Origin of the sequence: Pseudomonas sp. St316, from assembly GCF_018325905.1 — a bacterium.
In the GTDB taxonomy this organism is placed as follows: domain Bacteria; phylum Pseudomonadota; class Gammaproteobacteria; order Pseudomonadales; family Pseudomonadaceae; genus Aquipseudomonas.
Window position 1 is genome coordinate 2,937,410 of record NZ_AP021901.1, and the last position, 22,462, is coordinate 2,959,871.

23 protein-coding genes and 2 pseudogenes are annotated in these 22,462 nt (G+C 63.1%); 7 read left to right on the forward strand and 18 right to left on the reverse strand.

Features of this window, described 5'->3' with window-relative positions; genetic code table 11:
- Positions 1 to 156: 156 nt before the first annotated feature.
- Positions 157 to 407, reverse strand: a pseudogene (locus KI237_RS13240) (thiamine pyrophosphate-binding protein); the annotation flags it as partial.
- A gap of 186 nt (positions 408 to 593) precedes the next feature.
- On the opposite strand from KI237_RS13240, the gene KI237_RS13245 reads away from it, so the two are divergent.
- The 3 genes from KI237_RS13245 to KI237_RS13255 all read left to right on the forward strand — a co-directional run bounded on the left by KI237_RS13245 (position 594) and on the right by KI237_RS13255 (position 2,708).
- Positions 594 to 980 (forward strand): EF-hand domain-containing protein, encoded by a 387-nt coding sequence (locus tag KI237_RS13245; RefSeq protein WP_212800189.1) that lies wholly within the window; start codon positions 594 to 596, stop codon positions 978 to 980.
- 107 nt (positions 981 to 1,087) lie between these two features.
- Positions 1,088 to 1,954: an HvfB family MNIO-type RiPP peptide maturase gene (locus KI237_RS13250; RefSeq protein WP_212800190.1), complete on the forward strand. Its 867-nt coding sequence runs from the start codon at positions 1,088 to 1,090 to the stop codon at positions 1,952 to 1,954.
- Positions 1,947 to 2,708 carry an HvfC family RiPP maturation protein gene (locus KI237_RS13255; protein ID WP_212800191.1) on the forward strand — a complete coding sequence of 254 codons (762 nt, stop codon included), beginning with the start codon at positions 1,947 to 1,949 and terminating at the stop codon, positions 2,706 to 2,708. The genes KI237_RS13250 and KI237_RS13255 overlap by 8 nt, the downstream gene beginning before the upstream one ends.
- Before the next feature lie 112 nt (positions 2,709 to 2,820).
- On the opposite strand, the gene KI237_RS13260 is transcribed toward KI237_RS13255, so the two are convergent.
- The 3 genes from KI237_RS13260 to KI237_RS13270 form a co-directional block, all read right to left on the reverse strand.
- A complete protein-coding gene (locus KI237_RS13260; RefSeq protein WP_212800192.1) occupies positions 2,821 to 3,327 on the reverse strand; it encodes an HvfX family Cu-binding RiPP maturation protein in 507 nt (168 codons plus the stop codon).
- Between the two features lie 206 nt (positions 3,328 to 3,533).
- The gene (locus tag KI237_RS13265) at positions 3,534 to 4,844 is read right to left on the reverse strand and encodes an ATP-binding protein (protein WP_212800193.1); all 1,311 of its coding nucleotides are present in this window, start codon (positions 4,842 to 4,844) and stop codon (positions 3,534 to 3,536) included.
- The gene (locus tag KI237_RS13270; RefSeq protein ID WP_212800194.1) at positions 4,841 to 5,581 is read right to left on the reverse strand and encodes a response regulator; all 741 of its coding nucleotides are present in this window, start codon (positions 5,579 to 5,581) and stop codon (positions 4,841 to 4,843) included. Before KI237_RS13270 ends, KI237_RS13265 begins: the two co-directional genes overlap by 4 nt.
- 223 nt (positions 5,582 to 5,804) lie before the next feature.
- Between KI237_RS13270 and KI237_RS13275 the strand changes: the two genes are divergently transcribed.
- The 3 genes from KI237_RS13275 to KI237_RS13285 all read left to right on the forward strand — a co-directional run bounded on the left by KI237_RS13275 (position 5,805) and on the right by KI237_RS13285 (position 8,036).
- A complete protein-coding gene (locus tag KI237_RS13275) occupies positions 5,805 to 6,068 on the forward strand; it encodes a DUF2790 domain-containing protein (protein WP_212800195.1) in 264 nt (87 codons plus the stop codon).
- 178 nt (positions 6,069 to 6,246) lie between these two features.
- Positions 6,247 to 7,455 (forward strand): cytochrome c biogenesis protein DipZ, encoded by a 1,209-nt coding sequence (locus KI237_RS13280; protein WP_212800196.1) that lies wholly within the window; start codon positions 6,247 to 6,249, stop codon positions 7,453 to 7,455.
- A 251-nt stretch (positions 7,456 to 7,706) separates the two neighbouring features.
- Entirely contained in the window at positions 7,707 to 8,036 is a 330-nt protein-coding gene (locus KI237_RS13285) for a hypothetical protein (RefSeq protein WP_212800197.1), read from the forward strand.
- Between the two features lie 45 nt (positions 8,037 to 8,081).
- Here the strand turns inward: KI237_RS13285 and KI237_RS30730 are convergent, their stop codons facing one another.
- From KI237_RS30730 to KI237_RS13330, 10 genes and pseudogenes are all read right to left on the reverse strand, one after another.
- Positions 8,082 to 8,210 (reverse strand): hypothetical protein, encoded by a 129-nt coding sequence (locus KI237_RS30730; RefSeq protein ID WP_283246310.1) that lies wholly within the window; start codon positions 8,208 to 8,210, stop codon positions 8,082 to 8,084.
- A gap of 67 nt (positions 8,211 to 8,277) precedes the next feature.
- Complete coding sequence (locus tag KI237_RS13290) at positions 8,278 to 8,832, reverse strand: DinB family protein (protein WP_212800198.1); 555 nt, start codon at positions 8,830 to 8,832, stop codon at positions 8,278 to 8,280.
- A 223-nt stretch (positions 8,833 to 9,055) separates the two neighbouring features.
- Positions 9,056 to 9,973, reverse strand: coding sequence for a dihydrodipicolinate synthase family protein (locus KI237_RS13295; RefSeq protein WP_003202565.1), 918 nt, complete (start codon positions 9,971 to 9,973; stop codon positions 9,056 to 9,058).
- A gap of 153 nt (positions 9,974 to 10,126) precedes the next feature.
- Positions 10,127 to 11,154 (reverse strand): annotated as a pseudogene (locus KI237_RS13300) (trans-3-hydroxy-L-proline dehydratase).
- A gap of 155 nt (positions 11,155 to 11,309) precedes the next feature.
- Positions 11,310 to 12,032, reverse strand: coding sequence for an amino acid ABC transporter ATP-binding protein (locus KI237_RS13305; RefSeq protein WP_212800199.1), 723 nt, complete (start codon positions 12,030 to 12,032; stop codon positions 11,310 to 11,312).
- Positions 12,025 to 12,675 carry an amino acid ABC transporter permease gene (locus tag KI237_RS13310; protein ID WP_003202560.1) on the reverse strand — a complete coding sequence of 217 codons (651 nt, stop codon included), beginning with the start codon at positions 12,673 to 12,675 and terminating at the stop codon, positions 12,025 to 12,027. The genes KI237_RS13305 and KI237_RS13310 overlap by 8 nt, the downstream gene beginning before the upstream one ends.
- A 12-nt stretch (positions 12,676 to 12,687) precedes the next feature.
- Positions 12,688 to 13,353: an amino acid ABC transporter permease gene (locus tag KI237_RS13315; protein WP_060742046.1), complete on the reverse strand. Its 666-nt coding sequence runs from the start codon at positions 13,351 to 13,353 to the stop codon at positions 12,688 to 12,690.
- On the reverse strand, positions 13,346 to 15,124 hold the full coding sequence (gene lhpI / locus KI237_RS13320; RefSeq protein ID WP_212800200.1) for a cis-3-hydroxy-L-proline dehydratase: 1,779 nt from the start codon (positions 15,122 to 15,124) through the stop codon (positions 13,346 to 13,348). The genes KI237_RS13315 and lhpI overlap by 8 nt, the downstream gene beginning before the upstream one ends.
- Positions 15,125 to 15,134: 10 nt before the next feature.
- The gene (locus KI237_RS13325; RefSeq protein ID WP_024616202.1) at positions 15,135 to 15,953 is read right to left on the reverse strand and encodes an ABC transporter substrate-binding protein; all 819 of its coding nucleotides are present in this window, start codon (positions 15,951 to 15,953) and stop codon (positions 15,135 to 15,137) included.
- Positions 15,954 to 16,187: 234 nt separating this feature from the next.
- Positions 16,188 to 16,937 (reverse strand): AraC family transcriptional regulator, encoded by a 750-nt coding sequence (locus KI237_RS13330; protein WP_212800201.1) that lies wholly within the window; start codon positions 16,935 to 16,937, stop codon positions 16,188 to 16,190.
- A gap of 368 nt (positions 16,938 to 17,305) precedes the next feature.
- On the opposite strand from KI237_RS13330, the gene KI237_RS13335 reads away from it, so the two are divergent.
- Positions 17,306 to 18,453 (forward strand): IS3 family transposase gene (locus tag KI237_RS13335; RefSeq protein ID WP_212799811.1). Its coding sequence is split into 2 segments (ribosomal slippage): positions 17,306 to 17,561 and positions 17,561 to 18,453, totalling 1,149 coding nucleotides; the frame shifts between segments, so codons are not numbered across the junction.
- 390 nt (positions 18,454 to 18,843) lie between these two features.
- Here KI237_RS13335 and KI237_RS13340 read toward each other — a convergent pair.
- The 4 genes from KI237_RS13340 to KI237_RS13355 form a co-directional block, all read right to left on the reverse strand.
- Positions 18,844 to 20,100 carry an NAD(P)/FAD-dependent oxidoreductase gene (locus tag KI237_RS13340; protein ID WP_212800202.1) on the reverse strand — a complete coding sequence of 419 codons (1,257 nt, stop codon included), beginning with the start codon at positions 20,098 to 20,100 and terminating at the stop codon, positions 18,844 to 18,846.
- The gene (locus tag KI237_RS13345; protein ID WP_212800203.1) at positions 20,097 to 20,333 is read right to left on the reverse strand and encodes a 2Fe-2S iron-sulfur cluster-binding protein; all 237 of its coding nucleotides are present in this window, start codon (positions 20,331 to 20,333) and stop codon (positions 20,097 to 20,099) included. Before KI237_RS13345 ends, KI237_RS13340 begins: the two co-directional genes overlap by 4 nt.
- A gap of 74 nt (positions 20,334 to 20,407) precedes the next feature.
- Positions 20,408 to 21,523: an NAD(P)/FAD-dependent oxidoreductase gene (locus tag KI237_RS13350; protein ID WP_212800204.1), complete on the reverse strand. Its 1,116-nt coding sequence runs from the start codon at positions 21,521 to 21,523 to the stop codon at positions 20,408 to 20,410.
- Entirely contained in the window at positions 21,520 to 22,452 is a 933-nt protein-coding gene (locus KI237_RS13355; RefSeq protein ID WP_212800205.1) for a 4-hydroxyproline epimerase, read from the reverse strand. The genes KI237_RS13350 and KI237_RS13355 overlap by 4 nt, the downstream gene beginning before the upstream one ends.
- Positions 22,453 to 22,462: the final 10 nt, after the last annotated feature.

Below are 22,462 nucleotides of genomic sequence, written 5' to 3' on the forward strand. Positions count from 1 at the left end.
GCGATTTCACCCGCACCTATCTTGTATCGGCAGTCGCGCTGATTTACTTAGTCGTGTTAACGATGGGGCTGACGGGCCGGGTCATCGCCGTCATGTACGGGTCTTGAAGTGTGATGCCCACGCGAGGGCGACGTCCCGACGGCGCAGGTGACTGACCCCGGCTACGTCCTTGAACAGGCTGACCAGGTCCAATTCCTGCTGGTAGTGCCCGCCCAGCGCGGCGCGTGCCTGTTGGCCGCTGATGGCGAGCACTGGCATGTGGTCCATCCGCGCGTCGTAGACGTCGGTCACCAGTGGGATGCGCCGGGTCCGGAGGTGGCGATGCAGACCCCCAGCTCGCCGGTGAACGTGGCGTGGGCACAGGCCATGAACGCGGCCATTTCCTCGTGGCGAGCCTGGATGAGCGGATTTCCCCCCGGGCGGGCGTGTATCGCAGTGTGTACCACGCAGGTCCAGATACATCTGCTTGACGAAGGCCCGGGCCAGCGACACAGGCCGGATACACACCGGCGATTAACTACGCCAGCCAGCCGGCACCGAGCCTCGGTGCGGGTGACTGGCACATTTATCGTCAATCGTCAGAGGAATACCCCATGCTCAACTTCTCCCGCCATTCATCCCTTGCACTCGGCCTGGCCCTGGTCGGCGGCCTGGGTCTTTCCACGGCGGCTTCGGCCTTGACCATGCACGACCTGGCCCAGGGCTACACCCTGGCGGCCGCCGATACCGTGAAGAAACCCGCCGAAGGCAAGTGTGGCGAAGACAAGTTCGCCAAGACCGATACCAACCACGATGGCCGGGTCTCACGCGATGAGTTCATCGCCGCAGCGCCGCAGCGCGCCGCTGAGTTCGACAAGATCGACGCCGACCACGACGGCGGTATCTCATTGCCGGAAGCCAAGCAATACCTGTCGGCCCAGGCGAAAACCGCAGAGGGCAAATGTGGCGAAGGCAAGTGTGGGGCGGCTATCGAGTCCTGATCTTCATCCTTGGGGGGCGATTGCGCGTAATGGGACCAACGTCTGCCGTGGCGATCGATTGGTGCCATTAGCTGCGCCCCTTCATCTCTTGATTCCAGAGATATGTCATGTCTATAGAACTCAGCCTGGAGTGGCCCACCACGCAACCCTCGGCAGGCCTTGGCCTGCGCCGGGCCTTGCTCGGTGAACTGCGCCAGGCGCCGGCCGGGGATTTCGACTTTCTCGAAGTGGCCCCGGAAAACTGGATCGGAATCGGCGGCGCCCATGGCGCCGCCTTGCATTGGCTGGCCGAGCGCTATCCGCTGTCGTGCCATGGCCTGTCGTTGTCCCTGGGTGGGCCGGCGCCGCTGGACCTGGCGTTTCTCGGCCAGGTGCGTGCTTTTCTCGAACGTTTCAACGTGCCGTTGTACAGCGAGCACTTGAGCTACTGTGGCGATGAAGGGCATTTGTACGACCTCTTGCCGCTGCCCTTTACCGAGGAAGCGGTGCATCACGTGGCGGCGCGGATTCGTCAGGCCCAGGATGTGCTGGGGCGGCGCCTGGCGGTGGAAAACGTCTCCTATTACGCCGCCCCCCAACAAGACATGAGCGAGCTGGAATTCACCCGGGCGGTGTTGCGCGAAGCCGACTGCGACCTGTTGCTGGACGTCAACAATGTCTACGTCAACTCGATCAATCACGGCTTCGATCCCCAGGCATTCCTGGCGGGCCTTGAGCTGGGGCGGGTGGTGGCGATGCATGTGGCCGGGCATTACGACGAATCCGACACGCTGAAAATCGACAGCCATGGCGCGCCGGTCAAGCCGGTGGTCTGGGCGCTGCTGGAGCAGGCCTACGCCCGTTTCGGCGCGCAGCCGACCTTGCTCGAACGGGACTTCAACTTCCCGCCCTATGCCGAGCTGGTGGTCGAATTGCAGACCATTCGCCAGTTGCAACACCAAGCCGTTACCCGGCAGGCGGTGTCCCATGGCTGATCCCCGGCAGACGCTGCATCAGCAGCAACAGGCGCTGACCCGTTACCTGCGCGACCCTGAGCACTGCCCGGTTCCGGCCGGCATGGATGCGGTGCGGGCGCAGGTGTACCGCGACCTGATCTTCGAGAACATGCGCTCGCTGCTCAGCGGCACCTTCCCGGTGCTGGTGAGTGTGCTGGGGCAGGGCCACTGGCGTGCCTGCGTGCGCCGTTTCCTGCGCGAACATCGCTGTGCCACCCCCAGGTTCGGTGAAATCGCCGAGGAGTTCGTCGGATACCTCGCGACCCACGCGTCGCCGGACTGGCCACCGTTTGCGGCAGAGCTGGCGCATTACGAGTGGGTCGAAATGGCACTGCAGCAATCCCAGGCCGAGCCGTTGCCGACTTGTGACGAGGCCTCCTTGCTCGACTCACCGCTGTGTGTTTCGCCCCTGGCGTGGCCGCTGGCGTACCAATGGCCGGTGCATCGCCTGGCGCCGAGCCACCAGCCCTCGACGCCGCCGGCACAGCCGACGTTGTTGCTGGTGCGGCGAACGCCGGGGTTCGATGTGCGTTTTTCCGAACTCAGCCCGTTGGCGTGGCGGCTTTTGCAGCGCATCGAAGCGTATCCCAAGTTGACGGGGCGAGGACAGTTGCTGGCGTTGGCGCGGGAGGCGGGGGTGGCATCATTCGAGTTCATGGACAGCGCCGTGGCGCTGTTACGGCGGATGCAGGAAGAAGGGGTTGTTGGCGTACAGCAACACCTCGACAATTAACTCGAAACCAGTGTGGGAGCGAGCTTGCTCGCGATGACGGTGCATCAGTCACTGTTGAGGTCGACTGATCCGCTGCCATCGCGAGCAAGCTCACTCCCACAAGGGATTTTTGTCAGGCCTTGTTTCGCTGGTGCACACCGGTCTTGAGCAGGGCATCCACACTCAACTTCCCAGCCCCTTGCAGCAGCAATGGCAGCAACGCCACCAGGTAGATCACCGGCAGCTTGAAGTTGCCATGGCCTTTATTGGTAATCCCATAGCCTTGGGCCAACTCGCTCAAGCTTGACCAATCCGCTGGCCAGTGCACGGCGGCGGTCGCCACCACGGTGACGACGAGCAGCACCAGCGCCGACAGGCGCGTACCCAAGCCGATCAACAGGGCGATGGCGCCGATCAGCTCGGCCCACATCGCCAGTTCCCAGTTCCACTGGGCCGGCACATGATTGAAGGGGAACGGGAAGGCGGATTGGATTTCGGCGAACCAATTCTGGCCATTCCATTTCTCCAGGCCGGATTCGAAGAACTCCCAGGCCAGGAACAGGCGCAGGCCCAGCGGCGCCAGCCACGCGCCAATATTATCGAGAGGGAGGTGCAGTGTGTTCAGCGTTTTTGAATACATGATCGGAGGACTCCATGGGCCCGGTCATGACAGTCGCCGGGATACGCAGGAGTCTTTCAAGCCGATGTAAGCGGGGTGTGTCCCCTAACGCAGCACTGTGCAAGTTTGTGTATGCCGGTGAACCGCAGACACACTGACATACAAACCCGCCTACCAACCTCGTGCCAAGCCCCTGTGGGAGCGAGCCTGCTCGCGATAGCGGTGTATCAGCCAGCGAATGCCAGGCGCAATTCGGCACAGAGGCCGCCGCCGTCGCGGTTGCTCAGGATCAGTGAGCCGCCCATGGCGATCGCCAGTTGCTGGGCGATGGCCAAGCCCAGGCCGGTGCCGCCGGTTTCCCGGTTGCGCGAGCTTTCCACCCGGTAGAATGGCTTGAGCACTTCGGCCAGTTCCTGTTCGCTGATCCCGGGGCCACGGTCCAGTACCTGGATCGCCAGTTGGCCGTTGTCGGCCGGTTGCACCTGGATCTGCGCCGCGCCGCCGAACTTCAAGGCGTTGTCCACCAGGTTGACCAGCACCCGCCTCAGGGCGTGGGGGCGGGTGTCGATGACGGCGGCGTTTTTTCCGGACAATTGCACGTCCTTGCCCGTGTCCTGGTAGTCGAACACCAGGCTGTCGAGGAACGCATCCAGGCTGATCCGGCAACTGGCCTCGGTGGCGCCGTGGATGCTGCGGGCATAGGCCACGCCTTCACGCACCAGATGCTCCATTTCGCTCAAGTCGCTCCACAGCTTGTCCTTTTCGATTCCCTCGTCCATGAATTCGGCGCGCAGCTTCATGCGCGTGATCGGGGTCTGCAAGTCGTGGGAAATCGCCGCCAGCAACTGCATGCGCTCCTTGAGGTAGGCAGCGATGCGGTCCTGCATGGCGTTGAATGCTTTGGCGGCATGCACCACTTCGGTCGGGCCTTTCTCGTCCAGACGCACGCTGTGGGCGTTCGGGTCGAGGGTTTCCACCGCGTCGGCCAACCGAGTCAGGGGGCTCACGGCAATGCGCACCGCCAGCCAGGTGCAGCCGATCAACAGCGCCAATTGCCCCAGCAAGACCACCGGTAGCCAGGGGGAGAGGGGCGTCATTGCCGGGCGTACGTCGATGGTCAGTGGGCTACCGTCGGCCAGGCGCAAGTGCGCCTGATAGTGCATGTTCGACCCGGGTATGCGTTTGAAAGCCAGGCCATAGGCCTGGCCGATGGCGTCCTGGATCGAGCTGACCGAGATCGGCGCGTCGGCAAGATCCATCGGTTGCCCGGGCTGGCCTTCGTCGAGCAGGTAGCCGTAATTGCGCCGGGCGAGCTTCGGCAGCCAGGCCTGGCGTTCGGCGGCCGGCAGGCGGTCGAGAATGGCGACGGAGGTCGAGACATCGGTTTCCAGGTTGCCGAGCATGGTCGACTTGGCGCTCTGGTAGCGCTCGTAGTACTGGACGCCGAACGACAGCCCCTGGGCCAGGACCAGGCCGATCAGGAAGATCAGCGACAGCCTCGAGGCCAGCGTACGCGGCCAGCGCAACGACAGGCTCATACCGAGGCCCCGAGGATCTCCACCGGCAGCGAGAACACGTAGCCTTCGCTGCGCACGGTCTTGATGTAGGCCGGCTCCCGGGCGTCGTCCAGCAGGCGCTGGCGCAAGCGGCTGACCAGCAGATCGATGGAGCGATCGAACAAGTCGGCGTCCCGCCCCTGGGTCAGGTTTAGCAACTGGTCGCGGTTGAGCACCCGTTGCGGATGGTCGAGAAATACCCGCAACAACCTATATTCGGCGCCGCTCAAGGCCACCAGGGTGCCGTCGGTGTCCAGCAGGTGGCGGGCGGTGGTGTCCAGGCGCCAGCGCCCGAACGCCAGCAGGCGACCGCTTTCGGTGACCACCAGGTTGGGCGGCAGCATGCGGGTGCGGCGCAGCACGGCGTTGATGCGCGCCAGCAGCTCGCGGGCGGCGAAAGGCTTGACCAGGTAATCGTCGGCGCCCATCTCCAGGCCGATGATGCGGTCGGTTTCATCGTTGCGCGCGGTGAGCATCAGCACCGGGGTGGCCTTGTGCTTGCCAGCCCGCAATTCCCGGCACAGCACCAGGCCGTCGTCGCCGGGCATCATGATGTCCAGCACGATCAGGTCCACCGGGGTGGTTTCCAGGAAGGCGCGCATCTGCCGGCCATCGGCGACGACGGTGGTGCGCAGGCCGTTCTTTTTCAGGTAGTTGCCAACCAGCTCTCTAATCTCGCGGTCGTCATCCACTATCAACACGTGATCGACATGATCCATGGTGCCCAGCTCCTCGACGTTTCGTTGTGAGCAGTCTACAGACGCCGGACGGCCCGGCTCGCGGCGGTTTGTATTGCAGTGTATCTGGCACGCGACGGATACACAGCGATGCAAAAAGCCACCTGGCTCGATACAGGCGCGATACCTGCGCGGCATTCAATGGCGTCCATCGAGGCCACACAACAGGCCTCGGCAGATAAACCCATTGAATCGAGGACTCGCCATGAACAGCAAAGCCATCTACGCCGCCTGCCTTTTCGCTGCACTGAACATTTGCACCCTGTCGGCCCGGGCCGAAAGCAACGTGCAGGCGCAAACCTACACCTACGGCACCCACCTGGACATCCAGAACGTGCTGTCCCTTAGCGAAGACTCCGAGCCGACCTGCGGCGTGGTCAACGCCCATATGACCTACCTGGATTCGGCAGGTCACAAGCAAGCCTTGGACTACCGCAAGTTTTCCGATCATTGCAGTGACGATAACTGAGTCGCCGTGGAAGCCAACTTGTGACAGTAAACCCGTGGGAGCAAAGCTTGCTCGCGATAAACGATGACGCGGTTATTACCAGTAATCGAGGCGCCTGCATCGCGAGCAAGCTTTGCTCCCACAGAGGCGCTGCCCGATTTGGTGTGTTCTGTCTATCTACCTACATTGAGGTGATGCCATGTTTCTGATCGCTTTTCTCGGCGGGGTCCTGACGATCCTCAGCCCTTGTATCCTCCCCGTGGTGCCGTTTCTGTTTGCCCGGGCCAATCGCTCCCGTGGCTCTGTGTTGCTGACATTGGTCGGCATGGTGCTGACGTTCGCCCTGGTGTCGAGCCTGGCGGTGGCCAGCAGCGAATGGGTGCTGCGTGCCAGCAGCGTCGGCCGGCAAGTTGCCTTGGTGGTGATGGTGGTGTTTGCCTTGTCGCTGATCTTCAGTCGGGTCGGCACCTGGCTGGCGCGACCGCTGGTCAGCCTGGGCAATCGCCTGGACGCCGGTGCCGGGCGGATGGCCGGGCCTGTGGCTTCAGTGCTGATCGGAGTCGCCACCGGGTTGCTCTGGGCGCCGTGCGCCGGACCGATACTCGGGGTGATTCTGACCGGGGCCATGCTGCAAGGCGCCAGCGCACAAACCAGCCTGCTGCTGCTCGCCTACGGCCTGGGCAGTGCCTTGTCCCTGGGGACGCTGATTCTGGCCGGGCGCGGACTGGCCACACGCCTGAGACTCTCGCTGCCGATCACCACCTGGTTGCGTCGGGGAACAGGAGCGGTGGTGTTGCTGGCGGCCGTGGCGATTGGCACCGGGGCGGATGACCGCTTGCTGGCGGCGACTTCCTCGCAACAATCGGCTTCCTTGGAAAAAAGCTTGCTGGAGAACGTGCCCAAGGCCATCGACTATGTGGTGAGCAAGGCTGGCGCAAGTTCCATGCCGGCCCTCGAATCCCAGGGCGCCATGCCTGCGCTGGACGGCGCGGTGCAATGGCTGAACTCGCCCCCGCTGAGCAGCGAATCACTCAAGGGCAAGGTGGTGCTGGTTGATTTCTGGACCTACGACTGCATCAACTGCCAGCACACCTTGCCCTATGTGAACGATTGGGCGAAGAAGTATGAAAAGGACGGGTTGGTAGTGATCGGTGTCCACACCCCGGAATACGGCTACGAGAAGATCATCGACAACGTGCGCGAGCAGGTGCGCAAGCTGGACATCCATTACCCGGTGGCGATCGACAACCAGTATGCGATCTGGCGCGCCTTCAACAATCAGTACTGGCCGGCTCATTACTTCATCGATGCCAAGGGGCAGGTGCGCTACAGCCATTTTGGTGAAGGACGTTATGGCGAGCAGGAGCAGGTGATCCAGCAGTTGTTGCAGGAGGCGAAGGCGGGCTGAGATCGGTGGCGAGGCGCTTGTGGGTGGCTAGGGGACCTGTGTGAGCAACTGTGGGAGCAAGGCTTGCCCGCGACGAACGATAACGCGGTTCACTTGTTAGACCGCGGCGCAGCTATCGCGGGCAAGCCTTGCTCCCACAGTTGCCCCACAGATAAATTCCTCAGCACAAGAAATTGCCCAGCCGTGCTGGCCCCTTGCTCATTTGCATACAGTCAAACTTCTTTCCTTTCAGAAAGTTGGGCGACAAACCTATGCGTATTTCTATGTGGGTCGTAGCGACGTTTCTCCTGGTTGCCGTCTCGCTTGAGGCCCAGGCCAGGGCACTGACGCAAAACCAGCAGTCGGTGTGCCGCTGGGGTTCGGATATCGCGGCAGGGGCGCAGGCGTCGAAGCTCTCTGGCGTCAGCCTGTACGGCGCGCGCAAGAAGCTGCAAGTGCGCAAGTTTTCCCGGCCCTGGATGCGCATGACCGCCCTGGGCATTACCGAGCAGACCTACAACAGCGCTTCGCGCCTCAAGCCGGTTGCGGTCAAGCAGACCTACTACGAACAATGTGTCCGTCATGAGCTGGCGCGACGATAGGTCCTCAGGCTGGGCTGCGGCGGTGGGTTTGCAGCGATGGCGCACCTAGGCACGAGCAGCGCCTGACGTGGGTGATGGCCGGCAGCGGACATCCTTGAGGGCGCCGTCGAGTTTCACGGGGTTGCTGGCGTTGTATTCGCTCCAGTCGTGATAAGCCAGTGCTGCCGTGGTCATCGGTATTACGCAAAACCGATTCAGCAAAGGATAACGTTCATGGCAAGGTCTCCTTTGGCTGGTGGGTTCAACCGGGCAGGTATTGGCGCCAGACCTTCCGTTCATCGAGTTGAAGCAACTGTTCCTCGCCTTCGCGGAACCGACGGTCGCAATCGAGGAAAAATTCATCGAGCTGCGGCGGTTTGATGCCGGTGCCACTGAGCATCCCATGGACTTGGCCACGGTGGTGGATCTGGTGTTCGAACAGATGCAGCAACAGCCGGTCGATCCGTTCGCGGACCACGCCATCCACGCGTACCAGATCAACGGAGCGGGCGAGGTCTTTTTCTCGTAGGGTTTCGCACAATGCCAGCAGTTGCTGGTCGGTTCGGGTTTGGCTTTCCTTCAGTTGGGCAAAGACCAGGGTCTGGGAGAAGTCCTTGATCTGGCCCTCACGGTCGCCTTCCAGGGCGGTGAGGTAATAGCGGTCAACTTCCAGGATGTGGCAAAGCGTGGCTTGGATGGACGGGAAGAACCCCGTGCGCGGCGCCACGTATTCGGCCTCGCTCAACTGCGCGCAGGCAGTGAGCAGTCGGTGATTGGCCCATTGATTGTTCAGGGCCTGGGCCAGGAAATAATTCATGGGAGTCTCCCGTTCGCGTCGATGCGCCGGTGCAAAAGAGTAGCAAAGTCTGTCAACGGGGACGTGCGGCTGGTCGGCTGGTTCCAGGGCACAGGGTGAACCCTGTGGGAGCGAGCCTGCTCGCGATGGCGCCGGCACATTTGGCACCATCGGGCCAGACATTCCGCTATCGCGAGCAGGCTCGCTCCCACATGGATTTCATCCGCTTCGGGAAGAGGCGGACCTAAAGCCCCACATCCGGCAACACCGGCCGATTGGCCAGGGCCTTGGCCATGATCTGCTCCACATACACCCGGTCCGCTTCCGGCAAGGCCAGGCGCGGTGGGCGGGTGAGGGCGCTGCCGCGGCCGGCGATGGCTTCGCACAGCTTGATGCATTGCACCAGGTCGGCGCGGGCGTCCAGGTGCAGGATCGGCATCAGCCATTCGTAGATCGGCATGGCCTCGGCGAAGCGCCCGGCGCGGGCCAGGCGGAAAATGGTCTCGCCTTCCTGCGGGAATACGTTGGACATGCCCGAGACCCAACCTTCGGCCCCCACGGCGAGGCTTTCCAGCACCACGTCATCGAGACCTGCGAACAACACAAAGCGATCGCCGACTTCGTTGCGCACGTCGATAAAGCGCCGGGTGTCGCCGGAGGAATCCTTGAAACACACCACGTTGTCGCAATCGGCCAGGGAAATCAGGATGTCCGGGGTCACGTCATTCTTGTAGATCGGTGGGTTGTTGTAGACCATCAGCGGCACGTCGGCGTGGCGGGCCACGTAGCGGAAATGCTCGGCGGTCTCGAAGGGCTTGGAGCCATAGACCAGCGCCGGCATCAGCATCACCCCATCGACGCCGACCTTGCGCACCGCGTTGGCAACCTTGGCGGCTTGCACGCTGGTGAATTCGGCCACGCCGCAGATCACCGGCACACGGCCACGGGAGGCATCCACCGCCACTTCGGTCACGGCGATTTTTTCCTCGGCGCTCAGGGAGGTGTTTTCCCCCACCGACCCGCAGACCACCAGGCCGGAAACACCGTCACGAATGACGTTGGAAATCACTTGGTGGGTTTTTTCCAGGTTGATGGAAAAGTCATCGTTGAATTGGGTGGTGACGGCTGGGAAGACGCCGCTCCAGTTGATGCGTTTGCTCATGGTTGTCTCCGGTTGTTAATGGTTTGTGGCGAGGGAATTTGTGGGAGCACAGCTTGCTCGCGATGCAGGCGCCTCGTTTCCCCTGGAAGACCGCGTCATCTTCATCGCGGGCAAGCCTTGCTCCCACAGGGGGCGAAGCCAGTTCAAAAAGAGTCATGCGCCGGGCCAGGTGTCCGAAAGCCGATAACCCTGTGGCCACGGGTCGGCGGGGTCGAGCAACAACTGATGCGTGCCGGTGATCCACGCGCGGCCGGCGATGCACGGATAAATCGCCGGGCGTCCGGCCACGTCGGTCAGTGAGTCGATGCGGCAGTGGAATTCGGAACCGATGATCGAGCGGCCGATAAAACGCTCGCCGACCTGCATCAAACCCTTGGCCTGCAACACCGCCATGCGCGCCGAGCAGCCGGTGCCGGTGGGGGAACGGTCGATTTTGCCGGGCTGGATCACCACGGCATTGGCGCCGGTGGCGATGCCGTTTTCCCGGACGATGGGCGCTGCAATCTGGCAGAACGAGATGTGCGACCAGTCGGGGTTCAGCGGATGCACGAAGCCCAGTTGTTCGTTGGCGGCGCGGGTGATCTTCAAGCCCACGGCCACCAGTTCGGCGGCTTCATCGGGGCGGATGGCAAAGCCCAGGCGCTGGGCGTCGACGATGACAAAACTGTCACCGCCGTAGGCGGTGTCCACCTGTAACGAGCCCAGGCCCTCGACTTCGATCCAGGCATCAAGGCGGTCGGCGAAGGAGGGCACGTTCTTGATCTCGACCCGTTGCACCTTGCCGTCGCGGCAGTCGGCCACCGCTTCGATCAGGCCGCCCGGCGCTTCCAGCACCAGGCGGGTCTGGGGTTCGGTCATCGGCAGGATGCCGCTGTCCAGCAGCACGGTGGCCACGCACAACGAGTTGGAGCCGGACATCGGTGGGGTGTCGGCCGGTTCCATGATGATCCAGGCCATTTGCGCCCGTGGGTCCTTGGCCGGCACCAGCAGGTTGACGTGGCGGAACACACCGCCACGGGGCTCGTTGAGGACGAAATTGCGCAGGGTCTGGTCCTGGGCGATCCAGCGGGATTGCTCCCACACCGTGGCGCCGGGGGTGGGGCGACGCCGCCGACGATCACATCGCCGACTTCGCCTTCGGCGTGGCAACTGACTACATGGATGATTTTCGATGAGCGCATTGGCTGCTCCTTGTGTTGTCTTGGCGGGCTTCATCGCGAGCAAGCTCGCTCCCACACTGATTTGGGTGCACCACCGAATCTGTGAAAGTGACCAACTGATTGGTGAGCACTACCGAACCCTGTGGGAGCGAGCTTGCTCGCGATAGGGCCATTCGCTATTTCACCGACTTGAGAAACGCCGCCGTCTCCGGCTGCACCGGATTGCCAATCACCTGGTCCGGCGACCCGATCTCATGGACCCGGCCATTGCAAAAGAACGCCACGCGGTCGGACACGTCTCGGGCGAAGCGGATCTCGTGGGTCACCAGCACCATGGTCATGCCGTCTTCGGCGAGCATGCGCATGGTGTCCAGTACTTCGCCCACCAGTTGCGGGTCGAGGGCCGAGGTGGCTTCGTCGAACAGCATGTAGTCCGGCGACATCGCCAGGGCCCGGGCAATGGCCATGCGTTGCTGCTGGCCGCCGGAAAGCTTGCCGGGAAAGGCCTTGAGCTTGTCCCCCAGGCCCACGTGCTCAAGTTGCTTCACCGCCAGGGCTTCGGCGTCCTGCCGGCTCTTGCCCAGCACCTTGCGCGGCGCCAGCATCACGTTTTCCAACACGGTCAGGTGGGGGAAGGCGTTCCATTGCTGGAACACGATGCCGATCTTCTGCCGCAAGCGATTGAGGTCGGTGGCGCGGTCATGGACCTCGATGCCGTCCACGCGGATGCTGCCTTTCTGGATCGGTTCCAGGCCGTTGATGCACATCAGCAAGGTCGACTTGCCAGAGCCGGATCCGCCGATGATCGACACGACTTCGCCCTTGTTCACCGTCAGGCTTACACCCTTGACCACTTCCAGGGCAGCGAAGGATTTGTGCACGTTTTCGATCTCAATCATTTTCCTGCCACCTTCTTTCCAGGCGTGCGCCAAGGCGGGCGACCACCAGGCTCATGACGTAGTAAATGAGGCCCGCGATGCACAGCACCAACAGGGGTTCTTGGATGCGCGTGACGATGGTTTGCGAAGCCCGGAGCAATTCGACGATGCCGATCCACATCACCAGCGCGGTGTCTTTCATCACGCCCAGTACCAGGTTCAGCCAGCCGGGAAAGGCCACCCGCGTGGCAATCGGCAGGACGATGAACCGCAGGTCTTGCACATAGCTCAGGCCCAGTGACCGACTGGCCCGACGGGTGCTCAACGGCACCGCCAGCACGCCACCGCGGACGATCTCGGTGAAGTAAGCGGCGGCGTAGACTCCGAGGACGATGCAGCCGACGGCGAAGGCGCTGAGGTTCAGGCCGGCGATGCTCTTGAGCGAGTTGAACAGCACGAACTGGATCAGCAGCGGCACGCTGCGGAACACGTCCAGTAACCAGGCCAGTGGCAGGCTGGCCCGCGGCAACAACGCCCGCAACAGGCCGAACAGCAACCCGGCCAGGGTGCCCAGCAGGATCGACCATACGGTCAGTTGCAGCGTGACCCAGGCCCCTTCGAGCAAATACAGCAGGTCGTTAACGCTGAGGCTTGTAGAAAACATGTCCCACCCTCCTCAATAACGGAACAAGCGCCAGGACAACAGTCGGGCCAGCCCGACGATCAGCTTGGCGATCAGGTAATACAGCACCGCCGCGAGGGCGAAGTACTCGAAGGTGCGGAAGGTCTTGACGTTGTATTCCTGGGTGACACCGGTGAGGTCGTTGTTCAGGCCAACCACCACCCCAAGGGACGTCATCAGCACCGCCCAGACCATCTGGTTGGTCAACGGGTAGAACACGATGCGCAACAGTTGCGGGACGATGATCATCCGGTAAGCCTGGAAGGCGCTCATCCCCAAGGAACGGGCGGCGCGCATTTGCGTACCCGGCACGGCCTTGAGGCCGCCGCGAAAGTTTTCCGCCAGGTAGCCGGCGTTGTTGAAGGTGATCCCGGCCAGCAAGGCCAGCCAGGAACTGACGTGCAGCCCGAGGGAGCCGAGGCCGAAGTAGAGGATGTAGATCTGGAACAGCGAGGGCGTGTTGCGGGCGATGGACACCCAGCCATTGCCCACGCCTCGCAGCAAGCGATTCGGGGCCTGGCGCATGACCGTCAGCACCAGGGCGATCAGCACACCGAAAATCATCGACAGTGCGGCCGTCTCGAACGTCACCCAGGCCCCGGCCAGCATGTCGGGCAGGGCGCGCAAGGCCGGGCGCCATTGGAAGCTGTAGTCAAACATGGGTCGGGCTCCCCGTGCGGGTGGTGGGTAGCAGCCACGCCGGCGGCTGGCCGGCGGTAGCGGCGGTGCACGCGGCCTCGACGCATTCGGCAAGGGCGGCAAAATGCACGCCGCGACCGACCAGGCCGGGTGCGTAGTGAGCGTATTTGCCCGAGTTGGTCATCAGGGTGGTGGCGTGGGGTGGGATCACCGGTTCGCCCAACATGCACCAGCAGGTGTCGGTTACCAGCACCGCGCCGAAGGTCTCGATGGCGGCCAGATACCCGGCTTTGCGCGCCTGTTCCAACACCGTCCGACCGCAGGTGATCGCCAGCACCACATACGGGTGTTTGACCCGGCCGGCGCACAAGGACGCAAGGGTGGCGAATTCGCTGAGGGAGAAGTGCGGATTGCCCAGGGACACCACGTCCACCCAGTTGTCCCGGGCGCTGTTGAGCTCGCGCCAACTGGCAAGCAGGCCGACGGCGTCGACGCTTTCCTGCGCCAAGGTGGTGTCGTTCTCGAGCACATCGGCAGGGTCGAGGGCTTCGGGCGTTATCCCGGCGATGTGGAACAACGGCGCGGCGCTGGTGGTAGCGAACGCGGCGCCGAAGGCCTTGAGGTCGTCCAGGCTCGGGGCGGCATGTTCCAGGCCGCGTATCAGCGGGATGCGCCGGCCGGCCAGGTTGCCGATGTGGTAGCCCAGCAGCGGATAGAAACTGTCATCGACCTGACCCAGCGCCGGCACGTCGACGATCAACTGGGCCTTACGCTGGGCGTCGAGATGGCAGCCAGTCAACGGCGCCCGCCCGCAGAGGGCAATGCAGATGTCGAGAAAGTCCGGGTACTTCTGCGTACGCGCGCCCAGCACGCTGTTGGCGTAGACCACGGCGTTGGATTCGGCCCAGACGATTTGTTCGCCGGCCTTGGGCGCGGTGTCCAGCAGGTAGGGCGCGCAAGTGAAACTCAGTTGCGCGCCCATCGCCATGTAGGCATCGCCCAAGGCGCTGGCCGGTTCGCCCAGGGTCGGATCGACACCCAGCTCACGCCAGCGACGCTGGTCCACGGAGATGGAATTGAGGGTGGTGGGCACGCGGACTTTCGCGCCCCATTGCACCAGTTGTTCGGCAAAGCGCAGGCTGGCCGGGCCGGTGTAGATGCAGCCGTCGATGTGGGCCTGGGTCACGTCCAGCAGTTGCGTGGCGCCCTGGATCTGGGCCATGCGCAGCACGATTTGCATCGCCACTTGGGCGGCCTTGCCGTGGGTGCCGTCCAGTAACGCCCGGTCCTGTTCGCTCAGCTCCAGGGTTGAGGACGTGGGCGGCTGCGGCGTTGGGTCAGAACTTTGCCAACCGTCATTTGGGGGCCGGCCAGACAGTGTCAGGAGGTCGCCTTCCAGGCGCACGAAACCGTGGCCGCGCAGCCTGTTGAAGGCCTCGTGCCCCATGCACACCACCGGCAGCGAGCGTTGGAAAATCACCTGCGCCACCAGCACGCCCAGGGTCAGGATTTCATCGGCTTCGGCGAGCACCAGGGCTGCCGGTGCATGGCCGTTGCTGATCAGTTCCATCAAGACGCTGCTGCCGGTGCAGGAGCCGCGTCCGCTGGGGATCGCCAGCACACGCCCGGCCAGGCGCTGGCCACTCAAGGGATGGTGCCGGTCGATGACCTCGCCGCTGGCTGGATCGACCCCGCCCCAGAAACTCAGCCCCACCTCGGCGAACAGCAGGGCGCCCTGGGCGGCACCCTCCACCAGGCTGCGGCCTTTCAGACGGACAGGCGTGCTTGGCATGCGCCGATCCTCAGTAATAGACCTGGGGAACGGTCAGGTTGGCCGGCGGGATGTCGGTGCCCACCCATTTGACGAACAGTTCCTTGTAGCGACCCGTGCGCACCTGCTGGTTGACGAACAGGTTGAGGTAGTTGAGCAGGCCGTATTCGCTGCGCTTGGCGCCGAGGGACACGTAGTCGATGACGTAGGGCGCGTCACCGGCGATCTTCAGGCCCTTGTACTTGCCCGACTTGAGGGTCGCGGCGGCCACGGTGTTGGTCACCACGGTGGCATCGATGTGCCCCTGGGCGACGGCCAGCAAGGTGTCGTTCTGCGATTGGTAGGCGCGGAAGCTGCCGCTGCCCCAGCTCTTCTGGTCCTTCTCCAGGGCGATGGCCTCATAGGTGCTGCTGGTGTTGCCCAGGGCTTTGCCCTTGAGGTCGGCGTAGCTGTTGATGCCGGTGTTGTCGCGGGTCAGCACGACCATCTGGAAGGCGAAGTAGGGCACGGTCAAGCCCACGGTCTTGGCCCGTTCCAAGGTGTCGGATGTGGAGGCGACGATGACATCGGCGCGGCCGGACAGCAGCGCGGGGATTCGGTCGGAGAATGGGGTTTCCACCACTTCGGCATCTACACCGAGGACCTTCGCCAGATCGTTGCAATAGTCCACGTCGAATCCCGCCGGTTTGTTGCTTTCGTCGCGAAAGCCCATGGGCGGGAAGTCCAGGGTCACGGCGCAACGCAGCTTGCCGGAGCCGATGATGTCATCGAGCTTGTCAGCGTGGGCGGGGGCGATGAAAAGCGGGGTGAGAACAACGCTGAGGGCTACGGCCAATGCAGGGTTTTTCATAAGTGCCTCGCTGTCGAATAAGTGCGGTGAGATATCGTATTGAGGATTTCGTATACGATATTAGATAAGCAATCAGCGTGCCTGTTTCTGGCAGAGCGGCAGTAATGCCACCGCAGGGCTGGTCTAGAGGCTTTCATGCCGGGCGGTAACAAGCAGGGCAAGGAGGCGGTGCTGGGGTGGGGTGTTACAGATGGGAGCAACCACGGGGCCCGACGCCCCATCAGGGAACAGGAATCAGCGTTGATTCTCGCGATACTGGCTGGGCGACAGGCTGGTCAGGGCCCGAAACTGGCGGCTGAAGGCGCTGTGGTCGGTGTAACCGCAGCGCAGGGCAATCTCGGTGATCGGCAGGTCTTTGTCGAGTAACAGCCGCGAGGCTTCTTCCAGTCGTGCCTTGTGAATCATCTGACGCGGCGTGAGTTGGAAGATACGTTTGCAGTGCCGCTCCAGTTGCGCCGCCGATAATTGGGCAATGGCGGTCAGCTCGGCGAGGCTGATGGGGCGGGCGAAGTGGTGCTTGATATGGGCGTCCACCGCGGCCAGTTTGTGGAACGCCGGATGGCTCGATTGCGGCAGTTGAAGGTCGCGGGAAATACCGGCCAGGCCGACGATCTGGCCGTTTGGATCGTGCAGGGCGAGCTTGCGGGTCAGGCACCATACGGGCTGGTTACCGTAATACAAATGCAGTTCGAGCTGGTCGGCCAACTCCCTCCCGCTGGCCAGCACCCGGCGGTCCTGTTCGGTGTACAGCGGGCCGAAGCGCTCGGGAAACACCTGTTCGGCGGTGCGGCCGAGCAGGTCGCCGCTGTGTTTGAAACCGCAGCGCCGGGCCAGGGTCTGGTTGACGAAGGCGTAGCGGGCTTGCTTGTCCTTGATGAAAAACACCACGTCCGCGAGGGTGTCCAGCAACGGAGCGATGGGCTGCAGGCTGCGCAGCAGGGTGTCGAGGTCGCAGGGGGCGAAGGAGGTGAGCGAGGGGTACATGGCCGGCGTCGTCTTTTTTGTGGGAGCGATGGCGGAGTGTCAATCGAAAATGTGCTGCCTGTCACGCCGCCATCGCGAGCAAGCTCGCTCCCACATTGACACTCGGGTCTTCAAAAGTCTGGCGTCCACCACACATCCCCTGTGGGAGCTGAGCTTGCTCGCGATAGCGGTGGGTCTGCTTGCATTGATGTTGAATGTCGCGATGTCTTCGCGGGCAAGCCTTGCTCCCACATTAACTCGGGTCTTCACAAGTCTGGCGTCCACCACACATCCTCTGTGGGAGCTGCTTGCTCGCGATAGCGGTTTGAGCTGGTCTAATGACCCCGGACACCTCAATAGGTGAAACTACACCTATTGAGGAATATTTCATGACCAAGAAGTACAGAAAGTTCGACCCCGATTTCAAGCTGAAGGTCTGCAAGATGATTGTCGATCAAGGCCTCAGTGTGAATTCAGTTTGTACAGACTTAGGCTTGAGCGACACGGCCGTGCGCCGCTGGGTTCAGCAGTACCAAGCCGAGCAATTGGGCGGTGCAGGGATTGGTAAGCCATTGACCAGCGAGCAACAGCGTATTCGCCAGCTTGAACAGCAAGTCCGCGAGCTGAAGACGGACAATGAAATATTAAAAAAAGCTACGGCCTTCTTTGCCCGCGAGTTGAAGTGATCCATCGTCTGGTTCACCAAATACAATGCAAGGCCTACCCGGTGGCGCGTGTCTGCCGGGTGTTGCGGATTAGTCGTTCGGGCTTCTATGAAGCTCGTCAGCGGCGCCTGAAGCCAAAACCTGCCTGCTCGGTTGCGGCCCAGGTCAAGGCTGCATTCGTGTCCTATGAGCACTGTTACGGCAGCCGTCGTTTGGTGAAAGCACTGTGCGGCGATGGCGTGTCCATCGGACGACACAAGGTCCGTCGCCTGATGAAACAACAGGATTTGCGTCCGATCTGGAAGCGTAAGTTCGTTCATACCACCGACAGCAATCACAATTTTCCGGTGGCTGAGAACCTACTCAATCGCCAGTTCAACCCCGGGCGCATCAACCAGGCATGGGTCGCTGACATCACCTACATCCGCACCCGAAGTGGTTGGTTGTACTTGGCGGCCGTCATGGATTTGTACTCACGCAAGATCGTGGGCTGGGCCATGGCACCGCACATGCGGGCAGAGTTAGTGTGTAGTGCGATGCAACTGGCCATCGCGCAGAGACAACCTGAACCGGGTCTGACCGCGCATTCGGATCGAGGCAGCCAATATGCGGGCACTGCTTACCAGGACTTGCTGACGCGGCATGGAATGCGCTGCAGCATGAGTCGCCGGGGTAACTGCTGGGACAACGCGGTCATGGAGCGCTTCTTCTTGAATCTGAAGATGGAGCGTGTTTGGAGGAAGGATTACGCCAACCATGGCGAAGCGATCAAGGACATCACGGACTACATTGTGCGGTTCTATAACGAAAGGCGAATGCACTCATCCTTGGGCTATTTGCCGCCCAATCAGTATGAGCGGCAAGCAGCCTGAAAAACACCGATTGAGGTGTCCGGAAAAAGTTGACCACTACAGTGGGTCTGCTTGCATTGATGTTGAATGTCGCGATGTCTTCGCGGGCAAGCCTTGCTCCCACATTGACTCGGGTCTTCACAAGTCTGGCGTCCACCACAAATCCCCTGTGGGAGCTGAGCTTGCTCGCGATAGCGGTGGGTCTGCTTGCATTGATGTTGAATGTCCCGATGCCTTCGCGGGCAAGCCTTGCTCCCACATTGACTCGGGTCTTCACAAGTCTGGCGTCCACCACACATCCCCTGTGGGAGCTGAGCTTGCTCGCGATGGCGCTGGGTCTGCTTGCATCGATGCTGGATATGCCGCCGCATTCGCGAGCAAGCCCGCTTCCACAGAAGAGTTTGTGTGGGTTCAGGTGGGTGGGCTTTCTTCCAGGTTCAGCAAGGTTTCGATTCGCGCCGGGCTGAAGGGCGGGCGGGGTGTGGGCGGTGTCCAGCCGAACAGGTGTTCCAGGGCTGCGCCGCACACCCTGCCTTGGCAGGCGCCCATGCCGCAGCGGCTGGCCAGTTTTGCTTCGCGCCAGTTTTCGTGGCCGACCAGTTCGCCATACGGTACGTCTTCGCAGCGGCAGACCAAGGTGTCGTTGCGGGCCAAGGTCTTGAGCCGTGGATCGAGGGCGAAGGCCTTGTTCAATGTCTCGGCGAAACCCTGCCAACGGGCGCGGCGCGGCCACAGCTGCTGGGCAGCTGTGCTATCGCCGACGGCGGCATGGCCGGCGATGGCGCCTTCCACCTGCGCCAGTTCGCTGCCGCCAAAACCAGTGCATTCTCCGGCGGCGTAATGTTCGACGCGGGTGGTGGCTTGCCAGGTGTCAACCGCCAGCGCCTGGTCTTCAACCGCGCAGCCCAGGGCCTGGCCCAGCTGAATATTGGGAATGAGCCCAAAGCCACAGGCCAGCCGGTCGCAGGCCAACTCAATCGTCCTGCCTTGTTGCTGCAGGCGCACGCCCTCGAGCCGATCCCGACCGAGCGCCTCCACCACATGGGTGTCGGTGCGGTAGTGCCGGTCGAACAGACTGAGCGATTGGTAAAACTTCCCCGGCCAGCGCGGCAGTTGCGCGGCGAAACCGGCGACAGCGGTGCGACTGGCCTGCTCGGCGATGCGCAACACCTGTGCACCGTGATGCTTCGCGGTGGCGGCGCTGGCCAGCAACAAGGGGCCGCTGCCGGCGATGACCAGCCGTTCGCCGCGCACCGGCAAGCCCCCCTTGATCAGCGCCTGCAAGCCGCCAGCCCCGGTCACGCCGGGGAGTGTCCAACCGGGAAACGGCAGCAGCCGTTCGCGGGCACCGGTGCAGAGAATCAGGCGCTCGTAGCTGATCTGCCAGCCGCGCTCGGCATCTTCCACCAGCAAGGTTTTATCCGCCGCGCAGGCGATCACGCGGGTGCCAGAATGGCAGCGTATGTTGGCATGGGTACGCAGTTGCTCGCGCAGGCGTCGGGCGGCGCTGGGCAGGTTGGCCTGGGGGCCGTCGCGCCAGATCTGCCCACCGGGCAGCGGGTTGTCGTCCAGCAGCACGATGCGCGCGCCGCTGCTGGCTGCGGCGAGGGCGGCGGCCATGCCTGCGGGGCCGGCACCGATGATCAGCAGGTCGGTGGTTTCGTTCATGGTCGGGTCTGCACCTGCATGCCGTCGAGGCAGAGGGTTTGGCAGGCCAGGCGTCGATGGCCGTCGATCAGCACGCGGCATTCCTGGCAGATGCCCATGCCGCACAGGGGAGCACGTCGCTGGCCGCTGACCGAGGTACGGCTGCAACCGTCCGCGCCTAGCGCCAATGCTGCCGCGACGCTGGTGCCGTTGGCGACTGACAGCGGGCGGCCGTCGAGGAATAGATCAGGCATGGGGCCAATCCTCCTTGGCTAAGCGAATGTCAGAAGCACCCCCCAAACCTGTGGCGAGGGATGTTTGTCGGGCTTTAGGCATGGACAGGTTCTCCCAGGAAACGCTGCGGCAGGTAAGGCTGCACGGGCAGTGGCGAGGTTTCGTCGAACAACTGTGCAACCAGCAAATCGGCCGTCGCGGGCGCTGTGGTGACGCCTAGGCCTTCATGACCCACCGCCAGCCACAGCCCCTTGCGCTGCGGATGCTCGCCTACCAGCGGCAAACCGTCGGGGCTCGCTGCGCGAAAACCGGTCCAGGCCCGGATGCCGTTCAGATGTGCCAACCCCGGCAGGTAATCGACGGCGCGCTTGAGCATCTTCGCCAGCATCCAGCCTTCCACCTGCGGGTCGACGGTGTCGAACTGCCGCGAGGCGCCGATGAACAATTGCCCGGTCGGACGCGGTTGGATATTGCACGCCACCGACGGCCCGCTGGCGTTATGGGCGCTGGTGACATAGCCCAGTTCCACCAGGGTATGGGTGACGGTGGCGGGGTAGCGGTCGGTGATCAGCAGGTGGCCTTTCTTTGGCACGATCGGCAACTCCGGGCACAATTCAGTGGCCTGGATGCCATTGGCGAGGACCACCGCTTCGGCGCTCAGCCAGCGACCGTCGTCGAGGCGCACGCGATGACCGTCGACTTCGCTGACTTGCACCCGTTGCTGGCGAATGTTGGGCGCGTCCAGCATCCAGCGAGCCGCCGCCGGCGCGTACAGAATGCCGTCACCCTTGATCAGCAGCCCGCCTTCCAGCCCCGGGCGCAGCTCGGGCTCACGCTGATGCAGCGCGGCATGGCCGATCAATTCACAGGCTTCGCCATGGGCCAGCAGATTCAGGTATTTGCTATGGGCCACCGCCATTTCTTCGGCATTGGCCGCCAGCCACAGGGTGCCATTGTTGCGCCAGGCGCAGGCCTCGGGCAGGGCCGGGGCCAGCTCGCGCCAGCGTTGCAGGGAATATTGACTCAGGGCCAGTTCCGCCGGGTTGTCATCCAGCACCAGCAGATGGCCCATGCCGGCCGCGGTCGCGCCGTGCCAACCAGCGTCCAGCACCAGGACTTTCAAGCCGCGTTGGGCCAATGTCCGGGCGCAGGCAGCGCCGATGATGCCGGCACCGATGATGATCACGTCGGCGACCTGGCCCTCGCTCACGGACGAATGCCCCAGGCGAACGGGTCATCCGCTTCGATGATCAGTGTGGTTTCGGCGCTGATATAGGCGCGGCCGCGAATGGTCGGCACGATGCGCTCGCCCGAGCCCTCGTAGGAAGCCTCGAACTCGCTGCCAATGACACTGGCCTGGCGCCAGATCTGGCCGGGTTGCAGTTTTCCATCGGCCGCCAGGCACGCCAGTTTGGCGCTGGTGCCGGTGCCGCACGGCGAGCGGTCATAGGCCTTTCCCGGGCAGAGCACGAAGTTGCGGCTGTCGGCTTGCGGGTCGTCGGCAAACAGTTCGATGTGGTCGATCAGGCCGCCGTCCTCGCCGCGAAAACCCTGCTGTTCCAAGGCTTGCTGCACGGCGTAGGTGTAGGCAGTCAACGCGTCGAGGTTATCGCCGGCCACGTGTTGGCCATGTTCGGCGATCAGGAAAAACCAATTGCCGCCCCAGGCCACGTCGCCCACCACCTGGCCGATGCCAGGCACCTCCAGCGCCAGGGCCTTGCGGTAACGGTAGGCCGGCACGTTGCGCACGCTGACCGAGCGGTCTTCGTGCAAGGTGGCCTGTACCGTGCCCACCGGGGTTTCGATGCTGTGCACGCCGGGACCGATCCTGCCCAGGTGGGCCAATGACGCCACCAGGCCGATGGTGCCGTGGCCGCACATGCCCAGGTAGCCGCTGTTATTGAAAAAGATCACGCCCGCACAGGCGCTCGGGTCCACCGGCTCACAGAGCAGCGCCCCCACCAGCACATCGCTGCCCCGGGGTTCCAGCACGCAGGCGGTGCGCCAGGCGTCGTGGTCCGTGGCCAGGCGTTGCTTGCGCTCGGCCATGCTGCCCTGGCCCAGGTCAGGAAAACCGTCGGTGACCAGTCGGGTCGGTTCGCCGCCGGTATGGGAATCGATCACGGTGATGCGTTTCATGGGAGGGCCA

What these genes read in the sequence shown, in the direction of transcription:
- KI237_RS13325 (WP_024616202.1), bottom strand. Translation starts at nt 15,953, where the DNA reads ATGAAAAACCCTGCATTGGCCGTAGCCCTCAGCGTTGTTCTCACCCCG.
- lhpI (WP_212800200.1), bottom strand. Translation starts at nt 15,124, where the DNA reads ATGCCAAGCACGCCTGTCCGTCTGAAAGGCCGCAGCCTGGTGGAGGGT.
- KI237_RS13260 (WP_212800192.1), bottom strand. Translation starts at nt 3,327, where the DNA reads ATGTATTCAAAAACGCTGAACACACTGCACCTCCCTCTCGATAATATT.
- KI237_RS13265 (WP_212800193.1), bottom strand. Translation starts at nt 4,844, where the DNA reads ATGAGCCTGTCGTTGCGCTGGCCGCGTACGCTGGCCTCGAGGCTGTCG.
- KI237_RS13255 (WP_212800191.1), top strand. Translation starts at nt 1,947, where the DNA reads ATGGCTGATCCCCGGCAGACGCTGCATCAGCAGCAACAGGCGCTGACC.
- KI237_RS13250 (WP_212800190.1), top strand. Translation starts at nt 1,088, where the DNA reads ATGTCTATAGAACTCAGCCTGGAGTGGCCCACCACGCAACCCTCGGCA.
- KI237_RS13330 (WP_212800201.1), bottom strand. Translation starts at nt 16,937, where the DNA reads ATGTACCCCTCGCTCACCTCCTTCGCCCCCTGCGACCTCGACACCCTG.
- KI237_RS13305 (WP_212800199.1), bottom strand. Translation starts at nt 12,032, where the DNA reads ATGATTGAGATCGAAAACGTGCACAAATCCTTCGCTGCCCTGGAAGTG.
- KI237_RS13315 (WP_060742046.1), bottom strand. Translation starts at nt 13,353, where the DNA reads ATGTTTGACTACAGCTTCCAATGGCGCCCGGCCTTGCGCGCCCTGCCC.
- KI237_RS13270 (WP_212800194.1), bottom strand. Translation starts at nt 5,581, where the DNA reads ATGGATCATGTCGATCACGTGTTGATAGTGGATGACGACCGCGAGATT.
- KI237_RS13340 (WP_212800202.1), bottom strand. Translation starts at nt 20,100, where the DNA reads ATGAACGAAACCACCGACCTGCTGATCATCGGTGCCGGCCCCGCAGGC.
- KI237_RS13245 (WP_212800189.1), top strand. Translation starts at nt 594, where the DNA reads ATGCTCAACTTCTCCCGCCATTCATCCCTTGCACTCGGCCTGGCCCTG.
- KI237_RS13295 (WP_003202565.1), bottom strand. Translation starts at nt 9,973, where the DNA reads ATGAGCAAACGCATCAACTGGAGCGGCGTCTTCCCAGCCGTCACCACC.
- KI237_RS13285 (WP_212800197.1), top strand. Translation starts at nt 7,707, where the DNA reads ATGCGTATTTCTATGTGGGTCGTAGCGACGTTTCTCCTGGTTGCCGTC.
- KI237_RS13345 (WP_212800203.1), bottom strand. Translation starts at nt 20,333, where the DNA reads ATGCCTGATCTATTCCTCGACGGCCGCCCGCTGTCAGTCGCCAACGGC.
- KI237_RS13280 (WP_212800196.1), top strand. Translation starts at nt 6,247, where the DNA reads ATGTTTCTGATCGCTTTTCTCGGCGGGGTCCTGACGATCCTCAGCCCT.
- KI237_RS13355 (WP_212800205.1), bottom strand. Translation starts at nt 22,452, where the DNA reads ATGAAACGCATCACCGTGATCGATTCCCATACCGGCGGCGAACCGACC.
- KI237_RS13275 (WP_212800195.1), top strand. Translation starts at nt 5,805, where the DNA reads ATGAACAGCAAAGCCATCTACGCCGCCTGCCTTTTCGCTGCACTGAAC.
- KI237_RS30730 (WP_283246310.1), bottom strand. Translation starts at nt 8,210, where the DNA reads ATGACCACGGCAGCACTGGCTTATCACGACTGGAGCGAATACAACGCC.
- KI237_RS13290 (WP_212800198.1), bottom strand. Translation starts at nt 8,832, where the DNA reads ATGAATTATTTCCTGGCCCAGGCCCTGAACAATCAATGGGCCAATCAC.
- KI237_RS13310 (WP_003202560.1), bottom strand. Translation starts at nt 12,675, where the DNA reads ATGTTTTCTACAAGCCTCAGCGTTAACGACCTGCTGTATTTGCTCGAA.